Below are 23,649 nucleotides of genomic sequence, written 5' to 3' on the forward strand. Positions count from 1 at the left end.
ATGAGCAACATCATCGCAGAACTCGAGGCCGCCGAAGCCTCCCGCATCGCCGCCGTCCGCACCCTGCCGACCTTCTCCCCGGGCGACACGCTGCGCGTCAACGTGCGCGTCACGGAAGGCACGCGCACCCGCGTGCAGGCCTACGAGGGCGTCTGCATCGCGCGTTCGGGCGCCGGCATCCAGGAGAACTTCACGGTTCGCAAGATCTCCTACGGCGAGGGCGTCGAGCGCGTCTTCCCGATGTACTCGCCCATGCTGGAGTCGGTCGAGGTCGTGCGCCGCGGCCGCGTTCGTCGCGCCAAGCTCTATTACCTGCGCGATCGTCGCGGCAAGTCGGCCCGTATCGTGGAGGCGACCAACGTTCGCGCCCGCAAGCTGAACGACGACGCCCGCCAGGTCGTGGTCGAGGAGCGCAACAAGGCCGAAGCCGCCAAGGTCGCCGCCAAGCAGGCCGCTGCCGAAGCCGCCGCCGCCAAGGACGCCGCCGAATAAAGCCGGGCTTTCAGCCCTACGGTTTCGAGAGAGGCGGTCTTCGGGCCGCCTTTTTCATGTCGGCCACAACTCGGCCACGCGTCGCGGGCCGCGGCTCCCGCCGTTGCAGCGAAACCCGATCGTGCCGGGCCGACATTTAGCGGAAACGCGGGTTCGCTACGAGCTGACGACACCCAAGGAGCCGGCCCTCGCCTGTCGCGTGATGCCAGGAAGATGCCCTCGCATGGCTCCCGGCTCACCGATGATAGAGCGCCGTCCCATGTCGAAGGCCCGCAAGACCTATTCGAACGACCATCCGAGACTTCGCGAGGCGGGCTTCCAGCCGCCGGGCCGACGCCTGCCTCTCTCCGCGCCGCATCCCGAGCTCGGGCTTCTGCGCGCCGCCCGCGACCGGCTTCCGCGCTGGGGCTGAGCCCTGGCCTCTCCCGTTGGGCCGATGCCGGAATGCCGGCCTTCCGTATCGCCGCATCGAACATGCTAAGGGAACTCCAGACGTGCCTTTGCGCCTTTCCAGGCGATATGCTTCGGAAACGAGGCGTTCGACCTGTCGCCCATCGCGGGCGAGGGCGGGGCGAAGGCGCCGTCCGGGTGGTCAAGAGGCAAGGGTTTCGCGGCGGAATGAGCGAATTCGAGATCAGGGTCATGACGGCGGCCGAGGTCGCGCTCGCCATCGACTGGGCGGCCGCCGAAGGATGGAATCCCGGCCTGTCCGATGCCGACCTCTTCCACCGGGCGGACCCGGAGGGCTTCTTCGTGGCGCTGGAGGCGGGCGAGCCGGTGGGCGCGGTGTCGCTCGTGCGGCCGACGGCCGATTTCGCCTTTCTCGGCCTCTACATGGTGCGGCCGGATCGGCGGGGGCAGGGCATCGGCTCGCGGCTCTGGAACGCCGCGCTGGAGGCGCGCGCCGCGCGGACGGTCGGGCTCGACGGCGTCGTGGAGCGGCAGGCGGACTACCGGCGCTCCGGCTTCGCGCTCGTCCATCGCAACATCCGCTATTCCGGCATCGCCTCGGTGCTGGACGGGCCGGTGGCGGGCGTGCGGACCGTGGAGCCCGGCGACATGGCCGCGCTCGATCGGATCGACACGGCTTGTTTCGGAGCGGCGCGGCCGGCCTTCCTGCGATCCTGGCTGACGGCGCCGGGCCATGTGGCGCTCCTGTCAGAGGGCGAGGACGGGCAGCCCACCGGCTTCGGTGTGCTTCGCCCCTGCCGCACCGGCTTCAAGATCGCGCCGCTTTTTGCCGAGACGCCGGAGGCGGCGGGCCGGCTGCTCGCCGCGCTCGTCGCCAAGGCCGGGATCGGCGAGGTCGTGATGATCGATCTTCCCGAGCCCAACGTGGCGGCGCGGGCGCTGGCCGAGGCGGCCGGTCTCTCGCCGGTCTTCGAGACGGCGCGCATGTATCGTGGACCGGCGCCGGCCCTGCCGCTCGACTGGATCTTCGGCCTGACGAGCTTCGAGCTCGGCTGAGGCGGCGACATATTCCGTCGAATATAGCGCCTTTCCGAGGGCGACGGTTCGCTATATCCTGTCGGAGCGTTCGAAACCGATCGGGAGACAGGCATGACGACCCGCAGACATTTCATCCAGGCCCTCGCCGCCATCGCCTTCGTCGCGACCACTGCGCTTCCGCTGCCCCGCGCGAGCGCGGCGGAGGGCGGTCCGGTCGTCTTCGCGGCGGCGAGCCTCAAGAACGCGCTGGATGCGGTGAACGCGGCCTGGACGGCGAAGACCGGCAAGTCGGCCACGGTCTCCTATGCCGCCAGCTCCGCGCTCGCCAAACAGATCGAGAGCGGCGCGCCGGCCGATCTCTTCGTCTCGGCCGATCTCGATTGGATGGACGCGCTCGCCAAGGACAAGCTGATCCGGGCGGAAAGCCGGGTGGAACTGCTCGGCAATTCCATCGTGCTGGTCGCGCCGAAGGGTAGCGTCGCGCCTGCCGCGATCACGCCGGCCCTGCCGCTGGCCGCGATGCTCGGCGGCGGCAAGCTCGCCATGGCCAATGTCGATTCCGTGCCGGCCGGCAAATACGGCAAGGCCGCGCTGACGCATCTCGGCCTCTGGGACGCGGTGAAGGATCAGGTGGCGCAGGCCGAGAACGTGCGCGCCGCGCTGGTCCTCGTGTCGCGCTCCGAGGCGCCGCTCGGCATCGTCTACAAGACGGATGCGGCGGCCGATCCGGCGGTCGAGGTGGTCGGCACGTTTCCCGAGGAGTCGCACGCGCCGATCGTCTATCCCGCCGCGCTGACCGCCGAGTCGCAGAATGCGGATGCCGGCGTCTTTCTCGACTTTCTGAAGACCGACGAGGCGCGCAAGCTCTTCGAGGCGCAGGGCTTCACGGTTCTGGCCAAGGACTGACCGCCCGACGGCCCACCGCCGTCACATCCGCAGCCGGGCGGCATAGCCGGTGAGCTCCAGATAGCCGCGGCCGCCGGTCGTGGTGACGGCGCCTTCCCAGTAGACGGGAAGGCCGCCGCTGCGCCCGTCCAGCTCCTGGTCGTCGAAGAGGGGCGTCAGGGGAAAGCGCCGCTCGCCCTCCGGCAGGCGGATGGTGAGGATCTGCTCCACCGGATAATCCGCATCCGTGCGCGGCGAGCGCCAGGTGCGCACGGGCTCCAGCGTGACGTCGCCGGGCTGGAAGCGCTGGATCGTGCCGTCCGGCCGGCGCAGCGAGCCGCCGGCCCAGACCGTGCCCCCATCCGCGCCCCGGATGCGGAACGCCATGAGCGCGCCGCCATCGTCGAGGTTCAGTCCCGTCCAGTCCCAGCCGGCGGCATCGGGCGCCAGATAGTTGGAGGACCATTCGCGGTCGAGCCAGGCCGTGCCCGTCACCGCCTCCGCGCTTCCGCCGTCCCGCGTCAGCGTGCCGGAGACGGCCAGATGCGGCAGCGAATAATAGTGGCTCGCATCGCCTTCGGACGGGCCCTTGCGGCTGTAGCCGGCCTCGCCCTGCAGGAAGGGCTCCTGCGTCGGGTCGAAGGCGAGGTCGAAGGCGAAGCCCTCGGCCGCGACGCGCGTGGTGAAGCGGCCGTCCGGCTCGCGGCGGAAGGTCCAGCCGGCCAGCGCGACGTCGGCATCGCCGGTCTTCGCCTCGGCGAGGCCGAAGCCCGCTCGCGCCGCCCGCTCGCCATGGATGAGTCTGCCCGTCTCGGGATCGGAGATCGCGGCATGGGCGAAGAGAACCTGGCCGGGCGTGAAGCGGCTCGGATTGTCCGCATTCACCGAGGGGCGCGTGCGGAAGAACGTGACCTGGAAGCCAAGGTCGCGGCCCTCGGCCGTCTTCAGCCAGCCCGTGACGTACCACCATTCCGTCCGAAACGCCGGGTGGGCGCCGTGATCGGCGGGAAAGGCGAGGGCGACGCCCGGCCGCACCGCCGGATAGGCCGTCTCGGCGGGATGAGCCGCCGTGAGGCCGAGGAGAAGCGCGAAGAGAGTCCGCAGGAACACCATGGTCACCAGTCCTCCCGGACGGCCGTCACCGCATCGACCGCGGTCGCGCGCCGTCCGGCAAGGACGGCGGTTCCCGCGGCCGCGGCGATCAGGGCGAGGACCACGCCCGCGATCGTGCCGAGCGGCAGGCGCGTCGTCATGGTCCAGTTGAAGGATTGCGGATTGACGACGTGGATCAGAACCTGGCTGAGCGCGATGCCGAGCGCGACGCCCGCAAGCCCCCCGACCGCGCCGAGCAGCGCGCCCTCGATCCCGAGCATGGCGCGGATCTGGCCCTTGGCGAGGCCGAGATGGCGCAGCATGCCGAACTCGCGGGACCGCGCCAGCGTCTGGGAGGACATGGTGGCGGCGACGCCCGCGAGGCCGACGAGCACCGCGATCGCCTCCAGAACGTAGGTCACGAGGAAGCTGCGGTCGAAGAGATCGAGCGCGAAGCGCCGGAGCGTGGCGGGCTCGGCCAGCGAGGGTTCCAGATCCGGTCGAAGCGCGCTGAGAAGCGCCTCGCCGGTGCGGCCGGGATCGGCACCGGGGACGAGCATCACCGCCGCCTCGCCGCGTGCGGCATCGCCGGTGAGCCGCTGGTAGTCGCCCGCGCGCACGACCACCGCGCCGGTCTGGCGCGCATAGTCGCGCCAGATGCCGGCCACCTGGAACTCGGCCTTCCCGCCGATGGGCAGCGTGATCGTCTGGCCGGGCGACCAGCCGTAGAGCCGCGCGGCCGGCTCGGAGACCCAGGCGGGACGGGCCGATGGCACCGGGGCGGGGGCGTCCTCGATGAGGACGAGGCGGTTCGAGGGGGCTGACGTGTCGATGTCGCGCGCGATCAGCGTCACGGGCGGGCGGTCCGGCGCGATCTGGAGGGGCAGCTGCCGGCTGAAGTCGATGGAGGCGACGCCCGGAACCGCGAGGAGCCTCGCCTGCCGCTCCGGCGTGAAGCCGCCGCCGTCTTCGCTGCGCAGGTAGAGATCGGCCGAGAGGACGTCGCCCAGCCACTCGTCCACCGCGCCGCGAAAGCTCGTGACCATGGTCGCCATCGCGATCATCAGCGCGGTGGAGGCGACGATGCCGCAGAGCGCCGTCGCGGCCGCGGCGGGCGCACCGTGGACATGGGCGAGCGCGAGCCGGCCGGGCACGCTGCCCGAGCGGCGCCGCGACAGGGGCGAGAGGAGAAGCCGCGCGAGGAACGGCACGCCTGCGACGCCGCCCGCCAGCATCAGAGCCATGCCGGCGAAGCCGAAGATCGGCAGGTTCCAGAGCGGCGGGAGGAGGCTGACGGCGATGCCGGTGCCCAGCAGAGCCAGCGCGGGCTTGAAGGAGACGGGCGCGCGGGGATCAAGGACATCGCCGGCATTCTTCAGCGCGGCGGCGGGTGCGGCTTTGGAGGCGGCTCTGGCGGGCAGGATGCTGCCGGCGAGAGCCGCGGCGAGGCCGAGCGCGAAGAAGAGGATGGCGGCCATCGGCTGGAACACGATGCCGATCCCGCCGCCGCGGAAATAGCCCGCGCCGAGATCGCCGCCGAGAAGCTTCAGGGCAAGGCTGGCGAGCCCGTAGCCGAGGACGAGGCCGAGCGTCGCGCCGAGAAGGCCGATGACGAGACCCTCGACCGCGACGAGCGCGACGATGCCGCTGCGCGGCAGGCCGAGCGTGCGCACCAGCGCGAAGGCGCGAAGGCGCCGCGCGACGGAGAGCGACTGGGCGGAAAAGACGAGGAAGCCGCCGGTGAGAAGCGCGACCAGCGCCAGCATGTCGAGATTGACCCGGTAGGCCCGCGACAGCGCGCTGCCCTGCTGCGTCTCGGTCTCGGCGCTGCCGAGCGCGGCATCCGCCGGCAGAATCGCGGCCAGTGCCGATTGCGCGGCGGGGCGGTCGGAGAGCTTCAGATCGATGCGGTCGAGCCGGCCGAGGCGATCGAAGCGCCATTGGGCGGCGGCGATGTCGATCGTGCCGATCGCCTGCCCCTCCGCCACTCCGGGCAGGAGGCCGGCGACGGTGAAGGTCCAGCTCCGGCCATTGGCGGAGATCTCGATCGCCTCGCCGGTGCGAGCGCCGATGGCCTGGAGAGCGGCGGCGGAGAGAAAGAGCGCTTCGCCGGAAAAGACGCTCTCGCCCGACGTGTCGGGTCCGCTCGGACGCAGGCCGACGAGGCTCGGCGTCACCTGCGCGGCGCGGATCACGTCGAGGCCGAGCAGGGTGACGTCGTGGCCCTTCGCCCGCGCTTCCAGCGAGACGACGGGGCTGGCATCCGCGATGCCGGCGGCGCGCGCCACGTCCGGGTAGAGCGCCTCGTCGAAGCCGAGCGGGCTGGCGGCGCGCACCTGGAGGTCGGCTGCGCCGTTCACGCCGCGCACGGCGCCGTCGAAGGAGGCGAGCGCCGATCCGTTGACGAGATGGACCGCGAAGCCGAGCGCGACGCCGACGGCGATGGCGAGGATCGTGCCGAGAATGCGGGCGGGATGGGCGCGCACTTCGCCGAGCACGAACCAGCCGAGCGCCAGCCGGGCCGACAGAACGGAGGAGAGGCCGTTCACGACATGGCGCCTTCGTGCGCCTGCCTCTCAGCACCCTCGCGCGCCGGGCGTGAGGCGCCGTCGTCCCGCAGGCCCTCCGCCGTCAGCCTCAGCACGCGGTCGGCGATGGCGGCGGTGGCGAGCGAATGCGTGACGATGACGGCGGCCGAGCGACCGCCGCGCACGGCCGTCGCGAAGAGGTCGAGAACGCGGGCGGCGGTCTCGGGATCGAGATTGCCGGTCGGCTCGTCCGCCAGGATCAGGGCGGGTTCGTGGACAAGCGCGCGGGCGATGGCGACGCGCTGCAACTCGCCGCCGGACAGATCGCGCGCATAGTCGCTGCCGCGCGTCCCCAGGCCGACGGCGGCGAGCATCGCATCGGCGCGCGCCTCCAGCGTGGCGGCGGCGGCCGAGACAAGGGCGAGCGGCAGCGCGACGTTCTGCCGGAGCGTGAGGTAGGGGAGGATGTGGAAGGCCTGGAAGACGAAGCCGATGCGCTCGCGCCGGAGCCTCGTGCGCCCGGCCTCGTCGAGCGGGCCGAGCGCCTTTCCCTCGATCGCCACGGTGCCGGCGTCGCTCTCGTCGAGGCCGGCCAGGATGTTGAGGAGGGTCGACTTGCCGACGCCGGATTCGCCGACGATCGCGACGACCTCGCCTGGCCGCACGGAGAGATCGAGCCCGGCGAAGAGCCGCCGCCCGCCGGGAACGCTCTTTCCCAACCCCGTGACGGACAGGATCGACGGATCGTCGAGGGGGCGGGGTCGTTCGAGCGTCACCATGCCCCTCAGCTAGGGTCGCCGGACGCGTCTGTCACTGCGGCATCGCGGACCCCTGCGCCTGTTCGCGCCGTCATCGTCCCGAGGCGGCGACCGCCGATCTCGGATCGACGGCGAATGGCCTTGCTACGGCGTGCGCAAGCCTTCAAAATACCGCTGCGGCGAATTGGCGCAGACGGGACTCGAAAGCTTGATTTGGATGTCGGTTTGATTGGCCGAATTATAATAATATCGACTTTCAGTCTGGTGGGCTGCTGAGGATTTATGTATCCGTCCTGCCGCCTTACATTCTAGCCGAGACAAGGCCGTCGTGTGCCGGGCCGGTTGACCCAACGACGTCGCGCAGTGCCGGAGCATTTCGAAGCAGCTGGCATAACGAGCGGTCTCGACTTGCATATTGATACGGATGCTCGTTCACGTTCATGACTTGAGGGCCTTCGTTCGACTGGAAAACGTGCCTGCTCTCCAAGCATGGTGGCAGCACATCGTGAAACGGGGGAGTGGTGCGATGTCGGTATCTGCAGGTGGCAAGCCGTCTCGCCGCAGGTCCGGGTCGGGCGACGACCCCGGTATAGCGGTCGTCGGTCTGGTTCCCGCCCTTCTCTCGGTTTCGAAATCGACGCGGGCCCTGCAGGGCATCAAGCTGGCCTCGCTCGGATTCCACAATGGCCAGGACGAACTCCTCATGGCGATCGACGCCAAGGGGGAGACGGTCAGCACGGTGGCCGCGCATCTCGCCATCCGCCCCTCCACCGTCTCCAAGATGATGGACCGGTTGGTGAACAAGGGGCTGGTGGAGCGGGTCGGCGACGTCCGCGACGGTCGCCGGACCCTCATCCGCATCACGCCGGCCGGCATCGAGGCGCGCAAGATGCTGATGCAGGCGCGCGCCGAACTCGACGCCGAACTCGGAGCGGGAATGAGCCCGGAAAAATGCGCGGCGGTGACGCTCGAACTGGAAGAGTTCGCCCACTACATCGCCAGCCGGCTGCGGCGCCTGCGCTAGGATTTTTCGGGATCGGGTGAAGCCCGCTATCCCGAAAAGACGAACGACGACAAGGGTCGAGGGTCTGTCTGGTTCAGGATGAACCTGACGGATGCTAAAGGCCTGTCCGGACTTTCGGTCGGCGCCAGTTCCTTTGGCGATCCATGGCGAGGCGCGTCGTCTGCCGGGCTTCCCGATCGTCTCCATCGACAAAAGCTAAGCCGGCTTTCGCGGCATCGCGCGCTTCGAGCGGCGTTTCGATCGTTCTCGACGGCGGTCGATGCGACGCCCCGTCCGCTCGCGAGGTTCGGCCGACGCGTGTGGCGTCAGCGCTCCGCGGGTGAAGGGATGCTTGCGACATCGTAAGGTAAACTTGTGTAACGCCTTGCCGGCTAGGCATGGCCTCAAGCGAATGCTGGTCTCTGCCCGCGTCCGATACTACATGAATAATGACATATTCTGTTCATGATTTGTCAGTTGTTTGGCGGCTTCATTATTGTCATCGACAATCAATGGCAAGAAAACCTTGGGACTTCGGACTTCCACGAGATTTGTCGACAGCAAAGGCGGCAGCATCAGCATTGCCGCCGCGATCTTCTTTTGCGTGATGGTGCTCGTCGCCGCGCTCGCGATCGAATCGTCCAACCTCTATCTGGTGAAGCTCCAGACCCAGCGCGCCAGCGACCTTGCCAGTCTGGCGGCCGCCGCCACGCCGCAGCCGCTGTCCGGAACGACGCCGAGCGCGACGGCCGTTGCGGCCGCCGCCCATCTGGCGGAGCTGAACGGCATGGGCGCCGGCCGGACGCAGACGGTCGGCCGCGCGACGGATGGCGGCTCGGGCACGGCGCTCGTGACCACGATCCATCGCGATGTTCCGCTGCAACTCGGCAACCTCCTCAGCCGCGACCCGTCCGTCACCGTCGATAGCCAGTCCTGGGCCGTGGTCCAGAACACGCCGATCGGCGACTGCGCCCGTTCGCTGCTGGGGCCGGTCAACATCTACGGCAATGCCTCGGTCTTCGGGCCGAACTGCAGGCTCGGTGCAGCAACCTATTTCTATGCTTGCGGCAACGCCGCCATCACGCTGCTCGGCGTATCCGTGAAATACACCGCCCCCTGGGAGAAGCTCTACATCTGCGACTCCGCCAAGATGGCGCCCGCGCTTTCGAGCTTCACCTTCGGCGCCACCAGCACCGATCCGCTATCCTCCGACAGCCGGGTGGCGGCGATCCGCAAACGCTTCGTGGCGATGCGAAATCCCGGTTGGCCCTATGGACGGATCTCGCCGCGCAAGCTCCTGACGCCGAGCGTTTCGACCGGACCGGACCAGACCTACGGCCCTGGGTCCCAGATCGTTTCCGCCAGTGCCCAGTTGGGCAAGCTGACCGCTGCGGGCAGCCTCATCACCTTCGAAGGCTCGAAGGGCGCCGATCCCGGCTGCGCCAAGCCGACGAGCTTCAGCGGCGTCACCGAACTGTCCGGCACGACGCGGCTGGTCCTCGCCTCCGGCTGCTACGTCTTCGGAGGGACCGTTTCGACCAAGGCCGGGGCCGATGTCATCTTCGACATCAAGCCCAGGGCCGTCGTCACGCTCGTCTTCAAGGGCGACCTCGTCCATTCCGGCGCGAGCCTCGTCATCGGCAATGCCACCGTTTCGATCACCGGCAATATCGACAATTCCAAGGGTGGCATCTTCCGGTTCGGAAACGGGGAGATCGTCGCCGGGGCCGGCGTCTTCAACGGCTCGGGCACTCTCGGTTTCGGCACCGGGCCGTTCTATTTCAACGGCGGCTCGATCAGCAACGGCGAGGGGGCGATGACCTTCGGCGACGGGGCTTTCTACCTTTGGGGCGGAAGCATGAGCAACGCCTCGACGGGAACGATGACCTTCGGCGACGGACCCTTCATCTTCTACGGCGGCACGGTGACGAATGTCGCGGGCACCATGACCTTCGGCCGTGGCCCCTTCGAGTTCCAGGGGGGCGGCCTCATCCTCGACCCCCGGTCCGAGAAGAGCTTCGGCGTGGGCGACATCAAAATGTATGGTGGAAGCGTCGCGTTCAACGGCAAGTCGGTGAAGCTCGGCGTCGGCGGCTCGGCTGTGGAAGGCGGCAGCTCCATCTTCCTGTCCGGCGGCTCGCTCTCGCTGTCCGCCGGCGACATGACCGCGATCGGCACGACCATCGCCCTCGATGGCGGAACGATCAGCCTCTACGGCACGGGGACGATCACCGCGACCGCGCCGACCGGCAAGGCGCCCGCCTACGGCTATCGGGACATGCTCTTCGTCGTCTTCGGCGGCGCCTTCAACCTCTACCAGTCGGCCGCCCACACCAACACGATGGCCGGCATCTCCTATGTTCCCAAGACCAACAGTTCGATCTACGGCAAGCAGATCGTGAAGCGGCCGGCGAAGGGATGTCTCGAGTTCCTTTCCGGTGTTCTCGACATCTACCAGGACGCCTCGCTGGATCTGGCACCCTGCTCGTCGTCGGCCGAGTCCACCTCCGACGTGTCGCTGTATCGATGAGGGCGAAGCGGTCGCATCCCCTTCGGCGGCGGCGCCTCGCGGCTGACCGGTCCGGCGTGGCGGCAGTGGAACTGGCGCTGATCATGCCCGTCTTCGCGCTCGGCTCGATCCTGATGCTCGACTTCGGCTATGCGTTCCACATTCGCCTGAAACTGACGAACGCGGTGACGGCAGCCTCCCAATATGCCTTCCAGTACGGCCGGAACCTCTCCGCCGACCAGGTCGCGGACTTCAACGCCAAGGTGGCCTCGATGGTCGGAACGATCGCCGGCCTTCCATCCGCCCCGACCGTGACCGTGACCTTCAACGGAGCCGCCGACGGCAGCCGCGCCGGCAACTACTACTGCCCGTCCGGCTCCCCGCCGGTCTGGACCTCCACCGGCACCGCCGTCGCAGGCTGCGGGGGCGGCGTCTTCTCCGGCCGGTTCATCTCGATCGAGGCCCATGCCGCCGAGACGACGCTGTTTCAGAGCGACCCGGTGCTCGGCAGCGCCATTCGCGTGACGGACCGGGCGATCGTGAGGGTGAAATGAGACCGGGAGCCCTTACGGGACGCCGGCTTTCGTTCCGGGCGGACAGGCGCGGCGCGGCGGCGGTCGAGTTCGCGATGGTCCTGCCGCTCCTCTGCCTGATGGTCTTCGGCTCGATCGCGATGGGGGTCGCGCTTTGGAAGTGGAACGCGCTGGAGGAGGCGACGGCGGAGACGGCCCGCTGCCTCGCCATCCAGTCGTCCGACTGCGGCAAGGTTCCCGCCGGCTGTTCCGGCGCTGCCGGCGCCTGCTACGCGGTCGCGACCGCCTCCGCGCGGGGGCTCTCCGACATCACGCCCGATCAGGTCACGATCGACACGCAGGCCGTGGTCGACGGTATCTCTTATGTGAGCGTCGAGATCGCCTATCCGTTCGACCTTCTCGGCTATCGGATGACCGTCAGCTCGACCAACCACTTTCCCAACCGGAACTGATACCCGCGGCCCCGGCAAGGGACCGCTGGTATCCCGCGCCGACCGGCGCGGCGGCGGCTGATGCCGCCGTTTCGCCCTGCCTTCGACGTGTCGAAGGTCAGGGCCGCTGGTATGATACCCTTCGTCAGGGCTCGCGCTTTTCCGACATCTTCGGCACCGAGGTCTTGCCCTCCGTGCGGTCGCGGTAGAGCGCGGAGCGCGTGAGGAGCATGAGCGTCACGGGGGTCGTCAGCGTCACGAAGACGAAGATCAGCACCTCGTGGATCGCAAGGCGCGTCTGGAGCACCGTGAAGAAGACGATCGAGGCGAGCACCGTGCCGATCGTGCCGAGGCTGGCGCCGAGCGTCGGGGCGTGGACGCGCTCGTAGAAGCTCTTGAAACGCAGGAGACCGAGCGCTCCGACGAGCGTGATGCCGGCGCCCAAGAGGAGAAGCACCGAGACGAGGAGGGCCGCCCAGAGCGGCATGCCGGCGGCCGCGCTCATTCGATGACCTCCCCGCGCATCAGGAATTTCGACAGGGCGACCGTGCCGACGAAGCCGAGGACGGCGATGACGAGCGCGGCCTCGAAGAAGATGTTGGTGCCCGAGCGGATGCCGATCGTCAGAAGCACCAGCATCACGCAGATGTAGAACGTGTCGAGGCCGAGAATGCGGTCCTGCGCCCGCGGGCCGGCGACGATGCGGAAGGTGGCGCAGGCGCAGGCGAGGCCCAGCATGACCTGCGCGATGGTGATCGACCAGTCGAGGATGACGGCGCTCATCGGAAGATCTCCTGCAGACGGGCCTCGTAGCCCTTCACGATGCCGACCCAGGTCTCCTCGTCGATGAGATCGAGCACGTGGAGAAGGAGCCGGCCGTCGGTCGGATCGAAATCGACCCAGAGGCTGCCCGGCGTCGCGGTGAGGATGGCGGAGAGGACGGCCAGCGCGTGCGGGTCCTTCAGCTCAAGCCGCACGGTGAGGAAGCCGGAGCGGCGCTTGGCCGAACCGGACAGGACGATGCGCGCGACGGCGATGTTGGAGCGCACGATCTCCACCGCGACATGGGCGGCGAGCTTGAGGACCGCCCGCGGATTGCCCGGGCGCAGGCCCGGCTCCTGCAGGCGCGCCAGCGTGAAGGAGCCGAACAGGCCGAGGCCGGCGCCGAGCAGGATATGGCCGGGGGAGGCGCTCTGGTTCAGCATCAGCCAGAAGGCGAGGATGCAGAGGGCGAAGAGCGGATAGGCGGGGCGAAGGCTCATGGCGTGCCTCCCGTGCCCGCCGCAGGTGCCGGTGCCGGCGGCTCGAAGGCCGGCGCGGGCGCGGTCTCGGCGCCCTGTGCCGGGGCCGGCGCGCGTTGCGGCAGGACGGTCTCGATATAGGCCCTGGGGCTGTGGATGTCGTCGGCGGTGGCGCGCATAAACCGCATGACCGGCTCGCCCGCGACGGTCATGCCGACGCAGAGGGCGAGCAGCGCGATGATGGGCGTGAACTCGATGACGCGCACGCGCTGGACCGGGCCGCCCTCCTGCGGAACCCAGAAGATGCGGATGCCCGTGCGCACCATGGAGAGGATGGCGGAGAAGCCGGAGAAGAGGAGAAGCGCGAGGTAGCACCAGGCGCCGACGCTGATCGGCGTGCCGCGTCCGAGACCCTCGGAGTTCATCATGCCCGAAAGGATCGCGAACTTGGCGAGGAAGCCCGACAGCGGCGGCAGGCCGGCGATGAGGATCGCGGAGGCGAAGAAGCCGATGCCGAGAAAGGCGACGGTCGCGGGAAGGGCGGTGCCGACCTCCTCGCTCTCGTGGAGCACGCCCTCCTCGTCCTCGTCGCCGCCGAAGGCCTCGGCGGTGACGGCCAGCATGTCGGCGCCGGGCTCGCGACCGCGCTCGACGAGCTCGATCAGCAGGAAGAAGGCGCAGAGCGTCAGCGAGGAGCTGACGAGATAGAGCAGCGCGCCGGCCGTGACGGCGGGCGAAGCGAGGCCGATGGCGGCCAGGAGCGTGCCGGAGGAGACGATGACGCTGAAGCTCGCGATGCGGCCCATGGCCTGCGAGGCGAGGACGCCGATCGCGCCGAAGGCGATGGTGGCGAGGCCGCCGACGACGAGCACCTGCGTGCCGAACCCTTCCGCCCCGCTGCCCGGCCCGAAGACGAGGAGCGAGAGGCGCAGGAGGATGTAGATGCCGACCTTGCTGGTGACGACGAAGACCGCCGCGACCGGGGCGCTCGCCACCGAATAGGCCTGCGGCAGCCAGAAGCAGAGGGGCCACATGCCGGCCTTGATCAGGAAGGAGAGGCCGAGCAGCGCGGCGCCGGCTTCCAGAAGCGTGCGGTCGCCCGGCGGGATGATCGGTACGCGGGTCGCCAGATCCGCCATGTTGAGCGTGCCGGTGACGCCGTAGACGAGGCTGACGCCGAGCAGGAAGAGCATCGAGGCGGTGAGGTTGACCGCGATGTACTGCAGCCCCGCACGGATGCGCGCCGGGCCGGAGCCATGGAGGAGGAGGCCGAAGGAGGCGGCCAGCATGACCTCGAAGAAGACGAAGAGGTTGAAGAGATCGCCCGTCAGGAAGGCGCCGTTCAGCCCCATGAGGAGGATCTGGAAGAGCGAGTGGAAATGCGCCCCCGCCCGGTGCCAGCGGGCGAGCGAGAAGAGGAGCGTGGCAAGGCCGAGGACGCTCGTCAGGAGGATCATCAGGGCCGAGAGGCGGTCGGCGACGAGGACGATCGCGAAGGGCGCCGGCCAGTCGCCGAGCCGGTAGACGCTGGTCTCCGTGCCGGTCATGCCCGAACGCGCCAGGAGGGCGATCGAGAGAACGAGGAGAAGCGCCGTCGCGCCGACGTTGAGCCCGGCCTTCAGCGTGCGCCGCCGCTCCTCGATGAGCATGATGATGGCGGCCGTCGCCAGCGGCAGGAGCACCGGCAGGATCGTCAGGTGGTCGATGGCGCGCATCAGAAATTGCTCTCCCGTCCGTCCACATGGTCGGTGCCGGTCAGGCCCCGCGAGGCGAGGAGGACGACGAGGAAGAGGGCCGTCATGGCGAAGCCGATGACGATGGCGGTGAGGACGAGCGCCTGGGGCAGGGGATCGGCATAGGTGGCGAGCGTGCCGGCCTCGCCCTTCTCCAGGATCGGCGGCAGGCCGAGCCGCGGCTTGCCCATGCCCATGGAGAAGATGAAGAGGTTCACGCCGTAGGACACGAGATTGATGCCGATGATGACCTGATAGGTGCGGGGGCGCAGCAGGAGCCAGACCCCGGAGCCGACGAGAAAGGCGATGGCGATGGCGAGGACGAGTTCCATCAGATGCCTCCCTCGACGAGATCGGCTTCCGCGATGGGCGCCGGCGCGGGCTTGGGACGACGCAGCGACTGGTGGCCGATGGCGATCAGCATCAGGACGGTCGAGCCGACGACGAGGGCGAAGACGCCGAGATCGAAGAGAAGCGCCGAGGCCGTCGGCACGCTGCCGATCAGCGGGATCTCGGTATACTGGAAGAAGGTCGTGAGGAACGGCCGGCCGAAGAGCCAGGACCCCGCGCCCGTGAGGGCGGCGAGAAGCAGGCCGATGCCGATCCAGCGCACGGGGCGGATGCGCAGGCGCGACTCCACCCAGCGCGTGCCGCCCGCCATGTATTGCAGGATGAAGGCGATCGACATGGTGACGCCGGCCGCGAAGCCGCCGCCCGGCAGATCGTGGCCGCGCAGGAAGAGATAGACGGCGAGCGTGCCGATCAGCGGGAACATGAGGCGCATGATGACGCTCGGCACGAGAAGATAGTCCGCGATCGTGTCGCCGGGCCGGCGATGCTCTGCGGCCTCGTCGAAGGCGTTCTGGATGCGCTGCTGCTCGGGCAGTTCCAGGCTGTCGGCGGCGGGGCGGAAGCGCAGGAGAAGCGCGAAGACGGTGAGGCTGACCGCGCCGAGAACGACGATCTCGCCCAGCGTGTCGAAGCCGCGGAAATCGACCAGGATGACGTTGACGACATTCGTGCCGCCGCCCTCCGAATAGGCGCGCTCCAGGAAGAAGGCGGCGATGGAATCGGTCAGCGGCCGGTTCATCACGGCATAGGCGACGATGCCCGTGCCGAGCCCCGCCGCGACGGCGAGCACCAGATCGCGCCCGCGGCGGTAGCGGGCGGTGAAAGACGTGCCCTCCTCGCCGTCGAGGCCGCGCACGCGCTTGGGCAGCCAGCGCAGGCCGAGAAGGATGAGGACGGTGGTGACGACCTCGACCAGAAGCTGGGTGATGGCGAGATCGGGCGCGGAGAGCCAGACGAAGGTGAGGCAGGTCACGAGCCCCGCGCCGCCGAGCAGCACGAGCGCGGCCAGCCGGTGGTACTTCGCCGAATAGGCGGCGCCGACCGCGCAGACGATGCCGATCGTCCAGAGAAGGGCGAAGGGCGCGTCGAGATCGAGCGGCCATTCCCGGCGCGAGCCGAGCCCGTGCCAGGCGATGGGGGCAAGGCCCGCCAGCAGCGAAAGGCCGACGATCAGGCGCAGCTGCGGCTGCAGGCGCCGCGTCTCGAGCACGGCCTCCAGCGTGCGCGCCCAGCGCCAGGACACGGTGACGAGAACGCGCTCGAAGATGCGTGTGGAATCCACGCGGCGCAGCAGCGGCGGGCCGTCCTCGCCCCGGGCGAGCCTGTTCTTGAGGAGAAGGTAGAGAAGCGAGCCGCCGACAAGCGCGATGATGCTCATGACGAGCGGCTCGTTGAAGCCGTGCCAGACGGCGAGGCTGTAATAGGGCAGCTCCCGGCCGACGACCGCGCGCGCCGCCGTGTCCAGCACGCCGCCGGCGACGAAGGCGGGGAAGATGCCGACGACGAGGCAGGCGACGACGAGGAACTCGACGGGAAAGCGCATCAGGCGCGGCGGCTCGTGCGGCTGGCGCGGCACGTCCACCGGCGGCGGGCCGAAGAAGACGCGGTGCACGAAGCCGATCGAATAGGTGACGGAGAAGACGCCGGCGAGCGTCGCGGCATAGGGCAGGTACTGGTCGAGCAGCGAATCCTGATGGAACTCGACGGCCTCGGCGAAGAACATTTCCTTGGAGAGGAAGCCGTTGAGAAGCGGCACGCCGGCCATGGCGGCGCTGGCCACCATGGCGAGCGTCGCGGTGATCGGCATGAAGCGGAAGAGGCCGGACAGGCGGCGCATGTCGCGCGTGCCGGTCTCGTGGTCGATGATGCCGGCCGCCATGAAGAGCGAGGCCTTGAAGGTCGCGTGGTTCAGGATGTGGAAGGTCGCCGCCACGGCGCCGAGCGGGCTGCCGAGGCCGAAGAGAAGCGTGATGAGGCCGAGATGGCTGATCGTGGAATAGGCGAGGAGGCCCTTCAGGTCCTGCTGGAAGATCGCCACCCAGGCGCCGACGAGAAGCGTGATCAGCCCGCTGGAGCAGACGATGTAGAACCAGGTCTCGGTCTCGGCGAGCGTCGGCCAGAGGCGCGCCAGGAGGAAGACGCCGGCCTTCACCATCGTGGCGGAGTGGAGATAGGCCGAGACGGGCGTCGGCGCCGCCATGGCCTGGGGAAGCCAAAAGTGGAAGGGAAACTGGGCGCTCTTGGTCAGCGCGCCGAGGAGGATGAGGATCAGCGCGGTCGTGTAGAGCGGATGGGCCTGGACCCGGGCGCCGGCCGCCAGAACCGCGTCGAGATCGTAGCTCCCCACGATGTGCCCGAGCACCAGAACGCCGCCGAGAAGGGCGAGGCCGCCGAGACTCGTCACCGTCAGCGCCATGCGTGCCCCGTCGCGCGCGGCGACGTTGTGGTGCCAGTAGCCGATGAGGAGGAAAGAGAAGAGGCTCGTCAGCTCCCAGAAGAAGACGATCTGGATGAGGTTGCCGGAGAGGACGACGCCGAGCATGGCGCCCATGAAGGCGAGGAAGAAGGCGAAGAAGCGCGCGACCGGGTCCTCCGGCGACATGTAGTAGCGCGCGTAGACCACGACGAGCAGGCCGATGCCCGTGACGAGGAAAGCGAAGAGCCAGGCGAGCCCGTCCATGCGCAGGGACAGGCCGAGGCCGAGACTGGGCATCCAGGCGATCTCGCTGCGCACCACGCCGCCGTCGGTGACGCTCGGATAGAGCGCGAGCGTGGCGAGAAGGCCGACCAGCGCGACGCCGCCGGCCAGGATCGCGTTCACCCGCCGCGCGTCGGTCGGAAGGACGAAGGCCGCGACGCTGCCGACGAAGGGCAGCACCAGAAGGAGGAGGAGCAGGAAGCCGTTCGGCATACTGTCAATATGTCTTTCTATGGAGAAGGCGCCGGGTCTGCTCTCTTGTCAGGTTTCGCCCTTTATGGTTGACATTTTCGGGAGAACTTCAAGGTCTCTTCGAATGATTTTGACCCCTGAACAGTGCCGGGCGGCCCGCGGCCTCCTCGATTGGACGCAGGAACACCTCGCGCAGGAGGCCGGCGTCTCGCGCAGCACGGTGCGCGATTTCGAGAAGCAGCGTCACCACCTCAACCGCGCGTCCGAGGAGCTGATGATCGAGGCCTTCGCAAAGGCGGGGGTCCGACTGATCTCCCTCGACGAGGACGGTCTCGGCGTGCGGCTGGTTCCCTCGGCCTGCGGACTTTGAGCCGGGGCCCGGGCGCCGGAGGTTCGGACGGGTCGCGGCGCATCCCGGGCGTCTTGAAGAGAGCGGCCGGGGCTGCGCATCATGGCGCGCGCGCCGTGCGCCCGTGCCGAAGGACCCGTCCTTGAGCGAGACGTTCTCTCCCGTCCTGCCGACGCTGCGCGACGTCGCGCGCCACGCCGAGGTCAGCCTCGCGACGGCCGATCGCGTGGTGAACCGGCGTCCCGGCGTTCGTCCGGCCACGATCAAGCGGGTGGAGGCGGCCGTGCGCGCGCTCGGCTTCGAGCGCCATGCGGGCGCGGCGGCCCTAGCGCGCCGCGAGAGCTTCCGCGCCGTCGCGCTCCTGCCGCTCGGCACGAACCCGTTCATCGAGCGCCTCGCCGACGAACTCGTGGCGGCCGCGCGGCTCGAAGGCCTGCGCCGGCTCGACCTCGCCGTGCGGCGCGCCGAGAGGTTCGATCCCGAAAGCCTCGCCTCGGCGATCCGCGCGGCGGCGGCGGAGGGGCGCGGCGTCATCGCGGTCGGGCTCGACGATCCCGCCGTCCTCGCCGCGATCGACGCGGCGGCCGAGGCCGGCCTTCCCGTCGTGACGCTCGTCTCCGACGTGCCGGGCTCCGGGCGGCGCCATTATGTCGGCATCGACAACCGCGCGGCGGGCCGCGTCGCCGCCTCGCTTCTCGGCCGCTTCGCCAAGGCCGGGCCGGGCGAGGTATTGGTGCTTCTCGGCTCGCTCTCCCTCAGCGACCATCGCGACCGGCTCGACGGGTTTCGCGAGGCGCTGGGCGAGCGCTTTCCCGATCTCGCCGTGCGTTGGATCGTCGAGGGCCACGACGATGCGGAGCGGGCGGAGGCCGCCGTCGCGGCCGTGCTGCGGACCGGCCCCGCGCCCGCCGCGGTCTACAGCGCGGGCGCCGGCGCATCCGGCCTCGTCGCGGCGCTGGCGGCGACGGGCGTCGAGGCGGCGGTCGTCGCGCACGAGCTGACCTGCGAGACGCGCCCGCTGCTCCTCTCCGGCGCGCTCGACGCGCTCATCGTGCAGGACCCCGGCCACGAGGCGCGCTCGGCCGTGCGGGTGCTGATGGCCGCTTTGACCGGCGGGGCCGTCAGCGAGGATCAGGAGCGCATCCGCATCGAGATCCTTCTGCCCGACAACCTGCCGAAATGACCCTTCGACGAAAGCCCTATCCAGGCCGCCATTGCCATCGGCCGCACGAATGAGGTACGTAGCTCAAAACTTGACGTTCCTGGGAGGCGCGGCATGGCCGGCACCGACAATTTCTTCGATCTGAACTCCGCCGTCTCCTTCAAGGGCGAGTCCTCGACCGACCCGCTGGCCTTCCGCTTCTACGACAAGAACCGTGTCGTGCGCGGCAAGACGATGGAGGAGCAGCTTCGCTTCGCCGTCTGCTACTGGCACTCCTTCACCTGGCCGGGCAGCGATCCCTTCGGCGGCGAGACGTTCAACCGCCCCTGGATGCACGGCGCCGATCCGCTGACGCTCGCCAAGCAGAAGGCCGACGTCGCCTTCGATCTCTTCGAGATCCTCGATGCGCCCTTCTTCTCCTTCCACGACGTGGACGTGGCGCCGGAAGGCGACAGCCTCCAGGGCTCGATCGACAATCTGAAAGCCATCACCGACATCTTCGCCAAGAAGATGGAGACCGCCAAGGTCAAGCTCCTCTGGGGCACGGCGAACCTCTTCTCGAACCGCCGCTACATGGCGGGCGCGGCGACCAATCCGGACCCGGAGGTCTTCGCCTATGCCTGCGGGCAGGTGAAGGCCGCCATCGACGCGACGCTGGCGCTCGGCGGCGAGAACTACGTCTGCTGGGGCGGGCGCGAGGGCTACGAGACGCTTCTCAACACCGACATGGGCCGCGAGCTCGACCAGCTCGGCCGCTTCCTCTCCATGCTCGTCGACTACAAGCACAAGATCGGCTTCAAGGGCCCGATCCTGATCGAGCCCAAGCCCAAGGAGCCCTCCAAGCACCAGTACGACTTCGACACGGCGACGGTCTTCGGCTTCCTCCAGAAGTACGATCTGGTGAAGGACGTGAAGCTCAATCTGGAGCAGAACCACGCCATTCTCGCCGGTCATTCCTTCGACCACGAGGTCAAGCTCGCCTATGCCTGCGATCTCTTCGGCTCGCTCGACATCAATCGCGGCGACGATCTGCTCGGCTGGGACACCGACCAGTTCGCGATGGACGTGAAGGAGATGACGCTCGTCTTCCACGAGATGCTGAAGCATGGCGGCTTCACCACGGGCGGATTGAACTTCGACGCCAAGATCCGCCGCCAGTCGATCGACCCGCAGGACCTCGTCATCGCGCATGTCGCCTCGATGGATGCCTGCGCGCGGGCGCTCATCGCCGCCGACCGGATGCTCGAGGACGGCGCGCTGGAGACGCCGCTCGCGGAGCGCTATGCCGGCTGGGACAAGGCCGAGAACCAGGCGATCCTCGCCGGCTCGGTGAGCCTCGAGGCGGTGGCCGAGCGCGGCCGCGCCCTCAACCCGCAGCCCCGTTCGGGCCGCCAGGAATATCTCGAAGGCGTGGTCAACCGCTACGTCTGACCGGACGGCAGAATCTCGGACCGGCTGCGCGAGCGGCCGGTTCCCGTCGCAGGCGGGTCTGGAAGCCTCCGGGAGGGAGGCGGGTCTGCCGCGACGAAACGTGATACGGCCGGGTCGTCCCGGTCGGACGGCCTTCGGCGCAGAGGCTAGCCTGCGCCTTATCGGGAGGAGAAACTCGACATGACATCGATCAGGATGCTGCTCGCGGGCGCCGCACTCGGCCTCGCCCTCGCCACGCCCGCTGCCTTCGCGCAGGACAAGGGCACCATCGCCGTCGCCATGCCCGACAAGACCGTGGCGCGCTGGATCGACGACGGCAACAACATCGTCAAGGCGCTGGAGGCCAAGGGCTACAAGGCCGACCTGCAATATGCCGACGACGACATTCCGACCCAGCTCAGCCAGGTCGAGAACATGGTCACGAAGGGCGCCAAGGTCCTCGTCATCGCCTCGATCGACGGCACGACGCTGACCGACGTTCTCTCCCAGGCCGCGAGCGCCGGCATCAAGGTCATCGCCTACGACCGCCTGATCAAGAACTCGCCGAACGTCGACTATTACGCGACCTTCGACAATTTCCAGGTCGGCGTCATCCAGGGCACGTCGATCGAGCAGGCGCTCGGCCTGAAGGAGGGTAAGGGCCCGTTCAACATCGAGCTCTTCGGCGGCTCGCCCGACGACAACAACGCCTTCTTCTTCTACAACGGCGCGCTGAGCGTGCTTCAGCCTTACATCGACAGCGGCAAGCTCGTCGTCTCCTCCGGCCAGACCGGCATGGACAAGGTCGGCACGCTGCGCTGGGACGCGGCGACCGCGCAGTCGCGCATGGACAACGTCCTCTCCGCTTTCTACAGCGACAAGAAGGTCGACGCGATCCTGGCGCCGAACGACGTCATCGCGCGCGGCGTCATCTCCTCGCTGAAGGGCGTCGGCTACGGCTCGGGCGATCTCAAGATGCCGGTCATCACCGGCCAGGACGCGGAAGTCCCCTCGATCAAGTCGATCATCGCGGGCGACCAGACCTCGACCGTCTTCAAGGACACGCGCGAGCTCGCGGCCGTGACCGTCGACATGGTGGACGCGATGGCGGCCGGCACCGAGGTCAAGGTCAACGACACCAAGACCTACGACAACGGCGTCAAGGTCGTCCCCTCGCAGCTCCTGAAGCCGGTTCTCGTCACCAAGGAGAACTACAAGCAGGTTCTCGTCGACAGCGGCTACTACACCGAAGACCAGCTGAAGTAAGCTCGACGATCTTCTTCACGACAGCGCCGGCCCGGGGTCTCCTCGGGCCGGCGTTTTCGTTTGGGGGCCTGGTCGGCGCGAGCGGGGCAGGCGAGGGGCCTGCCGATCGAGGCTTGGCCTGGAGTTTGTCAGGACCAAGTGGGAACCGGCTGTCCCGAAAAGACGAACGACGACAAAGGAATCGAGAGTCTGTCCGGTTCGGCATGAACCCGACAGAACTCTCGTTTCAAGCGGAGTGGAGCGGCGCCCGGTTCTCGGCGGACGAGGGCAGGAAGGCGTCTTTCGCCGAAGCCGGCAGACCCGCATCGATCGGCGGCAGGGCGGTCGGCGGGGCGGTGCGAAGCTCCTCGGCCGGGCTCGGCTCCTTCTCGGCGAGGAGCGCGACCGGCGCCGGTCCCGTCGTGACGAGGGCGAAGTCGTAGCTCGACCGCTTGTCGGAGCCGAGCACATATTGGCGGTGTACGCGCAGCGCGTCGCGCCGGATGCGGCGGTAATGTTCGGCCGTCAGCATCTGCTTGACGCGGATGAAGACGATCCGGGCGGACGGCGCATCGCGATGGCCGCAGGCCGCGACCACGTTCGAGCGGTAGAAGTGGACGACGTCGTTGAGGCACTGGATCTCGATCCAGTCGATCTCCGGCGCGCGGGCGATGCGGCCGACATGGGCGCGTAGCGTCTTGGCCGACCGCAGCAGCGCCGATTGCAGGATCGCCCCGCCGAGCGTCAGGAACACGACGCGCCGGCCGCGAAGGGCGCCGGGATCGGCTTCCAGGACCGCGCCGAGCACGAGAGCGGCCATGCCCGATCCCATGCTGTGGGAGGTGACGACGATCTCGTCGGCCTCCTTTCGAAGGGCGGCGCGCGTCGCCTCCGTCGCCGCGTCGAGCCAGACGAGGAGCGCGGGATCGCGCATCCGGGCAAGTTCCACCGCCAGATCCCAGTCCCCCAGGAGATGCAGCATATGCCACCGGCCGCTCGCCGGCAGGAAGACGCGGGCGAAGAAAAGCGCCGCGAGCGGCAGGCTCCAGAGGAGATGCCAGGGCGTCCAGCCGACGAGAAGGGGCAGGGCGGCGATCAGGAGGGAGACGAGAAGCGCCACGGAGATGGCGAGGAAGGGGAAGAGGAAGAAGAGCGCGAACCGCCAGCCATGCCGCAGATAGCCGAAGAGCCCGCCCTCCCAGAGGACGCGCGCGGCGCTGGCAAATCCCGTGGCGATGCGGATCGGCGTCGGCCGGCCGTTCAGGCGGCCGATCAGCGGATCGTAGTCGAAGAGATGGATGCGGCTTTGCGTCGTCAAGCCGTCTATGCGGCCGGTGGCGTCGAACGCGCGGGCGACCGTGCCGTCTTCGAGCGCGCCGACCTCGACATCCAGCCCCCAATGGGCACCGCTCTGCCGGCAGGACCGCGCGAAACGGACCCAATGGGCATGGGCGTCCAGGGGCTCGAAGCCGGGAAAGTGAAGCACCAGTCGGCGTTCGACGGACGTCATGGGTCGATCGCGCTCACTCTCGTTCCGCCGAACTCGACCGCGCCTCGTTCCGTGGGCCGTCCGATCCCTCGGGATCGT

At 68.8% G+C, this 23,649-nt stretch carries 22 protein-coding genes; 12 read left to right on the forward strand and 10 right to left on the reverse strand.

Features of this window, described 5'->3' with window-relative positions; translation table 11 throughout:
• The 4 genes from rplS to modA all read left to right on the forward strand — a co-directional run bounded on the left by rplS (position 1) and on the right by modA (position 2,847).
• Complete coding sequence (rplS, locus tag ASG62_RS06495; RefSeq protein WP_056695430.1) at positions 1 to 492, forward strand: 50S ribosomal protein L19; 492 nt, start codon at positions 1 to 3, stop codon at positions 490 to 492.
• Between the two features lie 259 nt (positions 493 to 751).
• Positions 752 to 904: a hypothetical protein gene (locus ASG62_RS26255; protein WP_156381990.1), complete on the forward strand. Its 153-nt coding sequence runs from the start codon at positions 752 to 754 to the stop codon at positions 902 to 904.
• Positions 905 to 1,110: 206 nt separating this feature from the next.
• On the forward strand, positions 1,111 to 1,959 hold the full coding sequence (locus ASG62_RS06500; protein ID WP_056695431.1) for a GNAT family N-acetyltransferase: 849 nt from the start codon (positions 1,111 to 1,113) through the stop codon (positions 1,957 to 1,959).
• A gap of 93 nt (positions 1,960 to 2,052) precedes the next feature.
• Positions 2,053 to 2,847, forward strand: coding sequence for a molybdate ABC transporter substrate-binding protein (modA, locus tag ASG62_RS06505; RefSeq protein ID WP_056695433.1), 795 nt, complete (start codon positions 2,053 to 2,055; stop codon positions 2,845 to 2,847).
• Between the two features lie 21 nt (positions 2,848 to 2,868).
• On the opposite strand, the gene ASG62_RS06510 is transcribed toward modA, so the two are convergent.
• Genes ASG62_RS06510 through ASG62_RS06520 form a run of 3 tightly spaced genes read right to left on the reverse strand, consistent with a single transcriptional unit; the run spans position 2,869 to position 7,225 of the window.
• The gene (locus tag ASG62_RS06510; protein WP_056695435.1) at positions 2,869 to 3,939 is read right to left on the reverse strand and encodes a lipocalin-like domain-containing protein; all 1,071 of its coding nucleotides are present in this window, start codon (positions 3,937 to 3,939) and stop codon (positions 2,869 to 2,871) included.
• Between the two features lie 2 nt (positions 3,940 to 3,941).
• A complete protein-coding gene (locus ASG62_RS06515; RefSeq protein WP_056695438.1) occupies positions 3,942 to 6,467 on the reverse strand; it encodes an FtsX-like permease family protein in 2,526 nt (841 codons plus the stop codon).
• Entirely contained in the window at positions 6,464 to 7,225 is a 762-nt protein-coding gene (locus ASG62_RS06520) for an ABC transporter ATP-binding protein (RefSeq protein WP_056695440.1), read from the reverse strand. Before ASG62_RS06520 ends, ASG62_RS06515 begins: the two co-directional genes overlap by 4 nt.
• A 505-nt stretch (positions 7,226 to 7,730) precedes the next feature.
• Here ASG62_RS06520 and ASG62_RS25360 point away from each other — a divergent pair.
• The 4 genes from ASG62_RS25360 (at position 7,731) to ASG62_RS06540 (ending at position 11,701) form a co-directional block, all read left to right on the forward strand.
• Entirely contained in the window at positions 7,731 to 8,228 is a 498-nt protein-coding gene (locus ASG62_RS25360; RefSeq protein WP_056695442.1) for a MarR family winged helix-turn-helix transcriptional regulator, read from the forward strand.
• Between the two features lie 505 nt (positions 8,229 to 8,733).
• A complete protein-coding gene (locus ASG62_RS06530; RefSeq protein ID WP_156381991.1) occupies positions 8,734 to 10,737 on the forward strand; it encodes a pilus assembly protein TadG-related protein in 2,004 nt (667 codons plus the stop codon).
• Between the two features lie 56 nt (positions 10,738 to 10,793).
• A complete protein-coding gene (locus ASG62_RS06535; protein WP_162246023.1) occupies positions 10,794 to 11,270 on the forward strand; it encodes a TadE/TadG family type IV pilus assembly protein in 477 nt (158 codons plus the stop codon).
• Complete coding sequence (locus ASG62_RS06540) at positions 11,267 to 11,701, forward strand: TadE/TadG family type IV pilus assembly protein (RefSeq protein ID WP_082537273.1); 435 nt, start codon at positions 11,267 to 11,269, stop codon at positions 11,699 to 11,701. The genes ASG62_RS06535 and ASG62_RS06540 overlap by 4 nt, the downstream gene beginning before the upstream one ends.
• Positions 11,702 to 11,825: 124 nt before the next feature.
• On the opposite strand, the gene mnhG is transcribed toward ASG62_RS06540, so the two are convergent.
• The 6 genes from mnhG to ASG62_RS06570 are packed head-to-tail and all read right to left on the reverse strand — an operon-like array spanning position 11,826 to position 17,916.
• On the reverse strand, positions 11,826 to 12,185 hold the full coding sequence (mnhG, locus tag ASG62_RS06545) for a monovalent cation/H(+) antiporter subunit G (RefSeq protein WP_056695449.1): 360 nt from the start codon (positions 12,183 to 12,185) through the stop codon (positions 11,826 to 11,828).
• Entirely contained in the window at positions 12,182 to 12,463 is a 282-nt protein-coding gene (locus ASG62_RS06550) for a K+/H+ antiporter subunit F (protein WP_056695451.1), read from the reverse strand. Before ASG62_RS06550 ends, mnhG begins: the two co-directional genes overlap by 4 nt.
• Complete coding sequence (locus tag ASG62_RS06555) at positions 12,460 to 12,942, reverse strand: Na+/H+ antiporter subunit E (protein WP_056695453.1); 483 nt, start codon at positions 12,940 to 12,942, stop codon at positions 12,460 to 12,462. Before ASG62_RS06555 ends, ASG62_RS06550 begins: the two co-directional genes overlap by 4 nt.
• A complete protein-coding gene (locus ASG62_RS06560) occupies positions 12,939 to 14,639 on the reverse strand; it encodes a monovalent cation/H+ antiporter subunit D (protein ID WP_156381992.1) in 1,701 nt (566 codons plus the stop codon). The genes ASG62_RS06555 and ASG62_RS06560 overlap by 4 nt, the downstream gene beginning before the upstream one ends.
• The gene (locus ASG62_RS06565; protein WP_056695456.1) at positions 14,636 to 14,986 is read right to left on the reverse strand and encodes a Na+/H+ antiporter subunit C; all 351 of its coding nucleotides are present in this window, start codon (positions 14,984 to 14,986) and stop codon (positions 14,636 to 14,638) included. Before ASG62_RS06565 ends, ASG62_RS06560 begins: the two co-directional genes overlap by 4 nt.
• On the reverse strand, positions 14,986 to 17,916 hold the full coding sequence (locus ASG62_RS06570) for a monovalent cation/H+ antiporter subunit A (RefSeq protein WP_056695458.1): 2,931 nt from the start codon (positions 17,914 to 17,916) through the stop codon (positions 14,986 to 14,988). Before ASG62_RS06570 ends, ASG62_RS06565 begins: the two co-directional genes overlap by 1 nt.
• Before the next feature lie 103 nt (positions 17,917 to 18,019).
• Here ASG62_RS06570 and ASG62_RS06575 point away from each other — a divergent pair, with 103 nt between their 5' ends.
• From ASG62_RS06575 to chvE, 4 genes are all read left to right on the forward strand, one after another.
• The gene (locus ASG62_RS06575; RefSeq protein ID WP_056695459.1) at positions 18,020 to 18,265 is read left to right on the forward strand and encodes a helix-turn-helix transcriptional regulator; all 246 of its coding nucleotides are present in this window, start codon (positions 18,020 to 18,022) and stop codon (positions 18,263 to 18,265) included.
• 121 nt (positions 18,266 to 18,386) lie between these two features.
• Positions 18,387 to 19,427, forward strand: coding sequence for a LacI family DNA-binding transcriptional regulator (locus tag ASG62_RS06580; RefSeq protein ID WP_056695461.1), 1,041 nt, complete (start codon positions 18,387 to 18,389; stop codon positions 19,425 to 19,427).
• A 93-nt stretch (positions 19,428 to 19,520) separates the two neighbouring features.
• Positions 19,521 to 20,837 (forward strand): xylose isomerase, encoded by a 1,317-nt coding sequence (xylA, locus tag ASG62_RS06585; RefSeq protein ID WP_056695463.1) that lies wholly within the window; start codon positions 19,521 to 19,523, stop codon positions 20,835 to 20,837.
• A gap of 180 nt (positions 20,838 to 21,017) precedes the next feature.
• Entirely contained in the window at positions 21,018 to 22,082 is a 1,065-nt protein-coding gene (gene chvE, locus ASG62_RS06590) for a multiple monosaccharide ABC transporter substrate-binding protein (protein WP_056695465.1), read from the forward strand.
• A gap of 226 nt (positions 22,083 to 22,308) precedes the next feature.
• Here chvE and ASG62_RS06595 read toward each other — a convergent pair whose 3' ends face one another.
• Positions 22,309 to 23,571: a hypothetical protein gene (locus ASG62_RS06595; protein WP_244487598.1), complete on the reverse strand. Its 1,263-nt coding sequence runs from the start codon at positions 23,569 to 23,571 to the stop codon at positions 22,309 to 22,311.
• Between the last annotated feature and the right edge of the window lie 78 nt (positions 23,572 to 23,649).

This window comes from Aureimonas sp. Leaf427 (genome assembly GCF_001425485.1).
GTDB lineage: Bacteria > Pseudomonadota > Alphaproteobacteria > Rhizobiales > Rhizobiaceae > Plantimonas.

What these genes read in the sequence shown, in the direction of transcription:
- rplS (WP_056695430.1), top strand. Translation starts at nt 1, where the DNA reads ATGAGCAACATCATCGCAGAACTCGAGGCCGCCGAAGCCTCCCGCATC.
- ASG62_RS26255 (WP_156381990.1), top strand. Translation starts at nt 752, where the DNA reads ATGTCGAAGGCCCGCAAGACCTATTCGAACGACCATCCGAGACTTCGC.
- ASG62_RS06500 (WP_056695431.1), top strand. Translation starts at nt 1,111, where the DNA reads ATGAGCGAATTCGAGATCAGGGTCATGACGGCGGCCGAGGTCGCGCTC.
- modA (WP_056695433.1), top strand. Translation starts at nt 2,053, where the DNA reads ATGACGACCCGCAGACATTTCATCCAGGCCCTCGCCGCCATCGCCTTC.
- ASG62_RS06510 (WP_056695435.1), bottom strand. Translation starts at nt 3,939, where the DNA reads ATGGTGTTCCTGCGGACTCTCTTCGCGCTTCTCCTCGGCCTCACGGCG.
- ASG62_RS06520 (WP_056695440.1), bottom strand. Translation starts at nt 7,225, where the DNA reads ATGGTGACGCTCGAACGACCCCGCCCCCTCGACGATCCGTCGATCCTG.
- ASG62_RS25360 (WP_056695442.1), top strand. Translation starts at nt 7,731, where the DNA reads ATGTCGGTATCTGCAGGTGGCAAGCCGTCTCGCCGCAGGTCCGGGTCG.
- ASG62_RS06540 (WP_082537273.1), top strand. Translation starts at nt 11,267, where the DNA reads ATGAGACCGGGAGCCCTTACGGGACGCCGGCTTTCGTTCCGGGCGGAC.
- mnhG (WP_056695449.1), bottom strand. Translation starts at nt 12,185, where the DNA reads ATGAGCGCGGCCGCCGGCATGCCGCTCTGGGCGGCCCTCCTCGTCTCG.
- ASG62_RS06550 (WP_056695451.1), bottom strand. Translation starts at nt 12,463, where the DNA reads ATGAGCGCCGTCATCCTCGACTGGTCGATCACCATCGCGCAGGTCATG.
- ASG62_RS06555 (WP_056695453.1), bottom strand. Translation starts at nt 12,942, where the DNA reads ATGAGCCTTCGCCCCGCCTATCCGCTCTTCGCCCTCTGCATCCTCGCC.
- ASG62_RS06565 (WP_056695456.1), bottom strand. Translation starts at nt 14,986, where the DNA reads ATGGAACTCGTCCTCGCCATCGCCATCGCCTTTCTCGTCGGCTCCGGG.
- ASG62_RS06570 (WP_056695458.1), bottom strand. Translation starts at nt 17,916, where the DNA reads ATGCCGAACGGCTTCCTGCTCCTCCTCCTTCTGGTGCTGCCCTTCGTC.
- ASG62_RS06575 (WP_056695459.1), top strand. Translation starts at nt 18,020, where the DNA reads ATGATTTTGACCCCTGAACAGTGCCGGGCGGCCCGCGGCCTCCTCGAT.
- xylA (WP_056695463.1), top strand. Translation starts at nt 19,521, where the DNA reads ATGGCCGGCACCGACAATTTCTTCGATCTGAACTCCGCCGTCTCCTTC.
- chvE (WP_056695465.1), top strand. Translation starts at nt 21,018, where the DNA reads ATGACATCGATCAGGATGCTGCTCGCGGGCGCCGCACTCGGCCTCGCC.
- ASG62_RS06595 (WP_244487598.1), bottom strand. Translation starts at nt 23,571, where the DNA reads ATGACGTCCGTCGAACGCCGACTGGTGCTTCACTTTCCCGGCTTCGAG.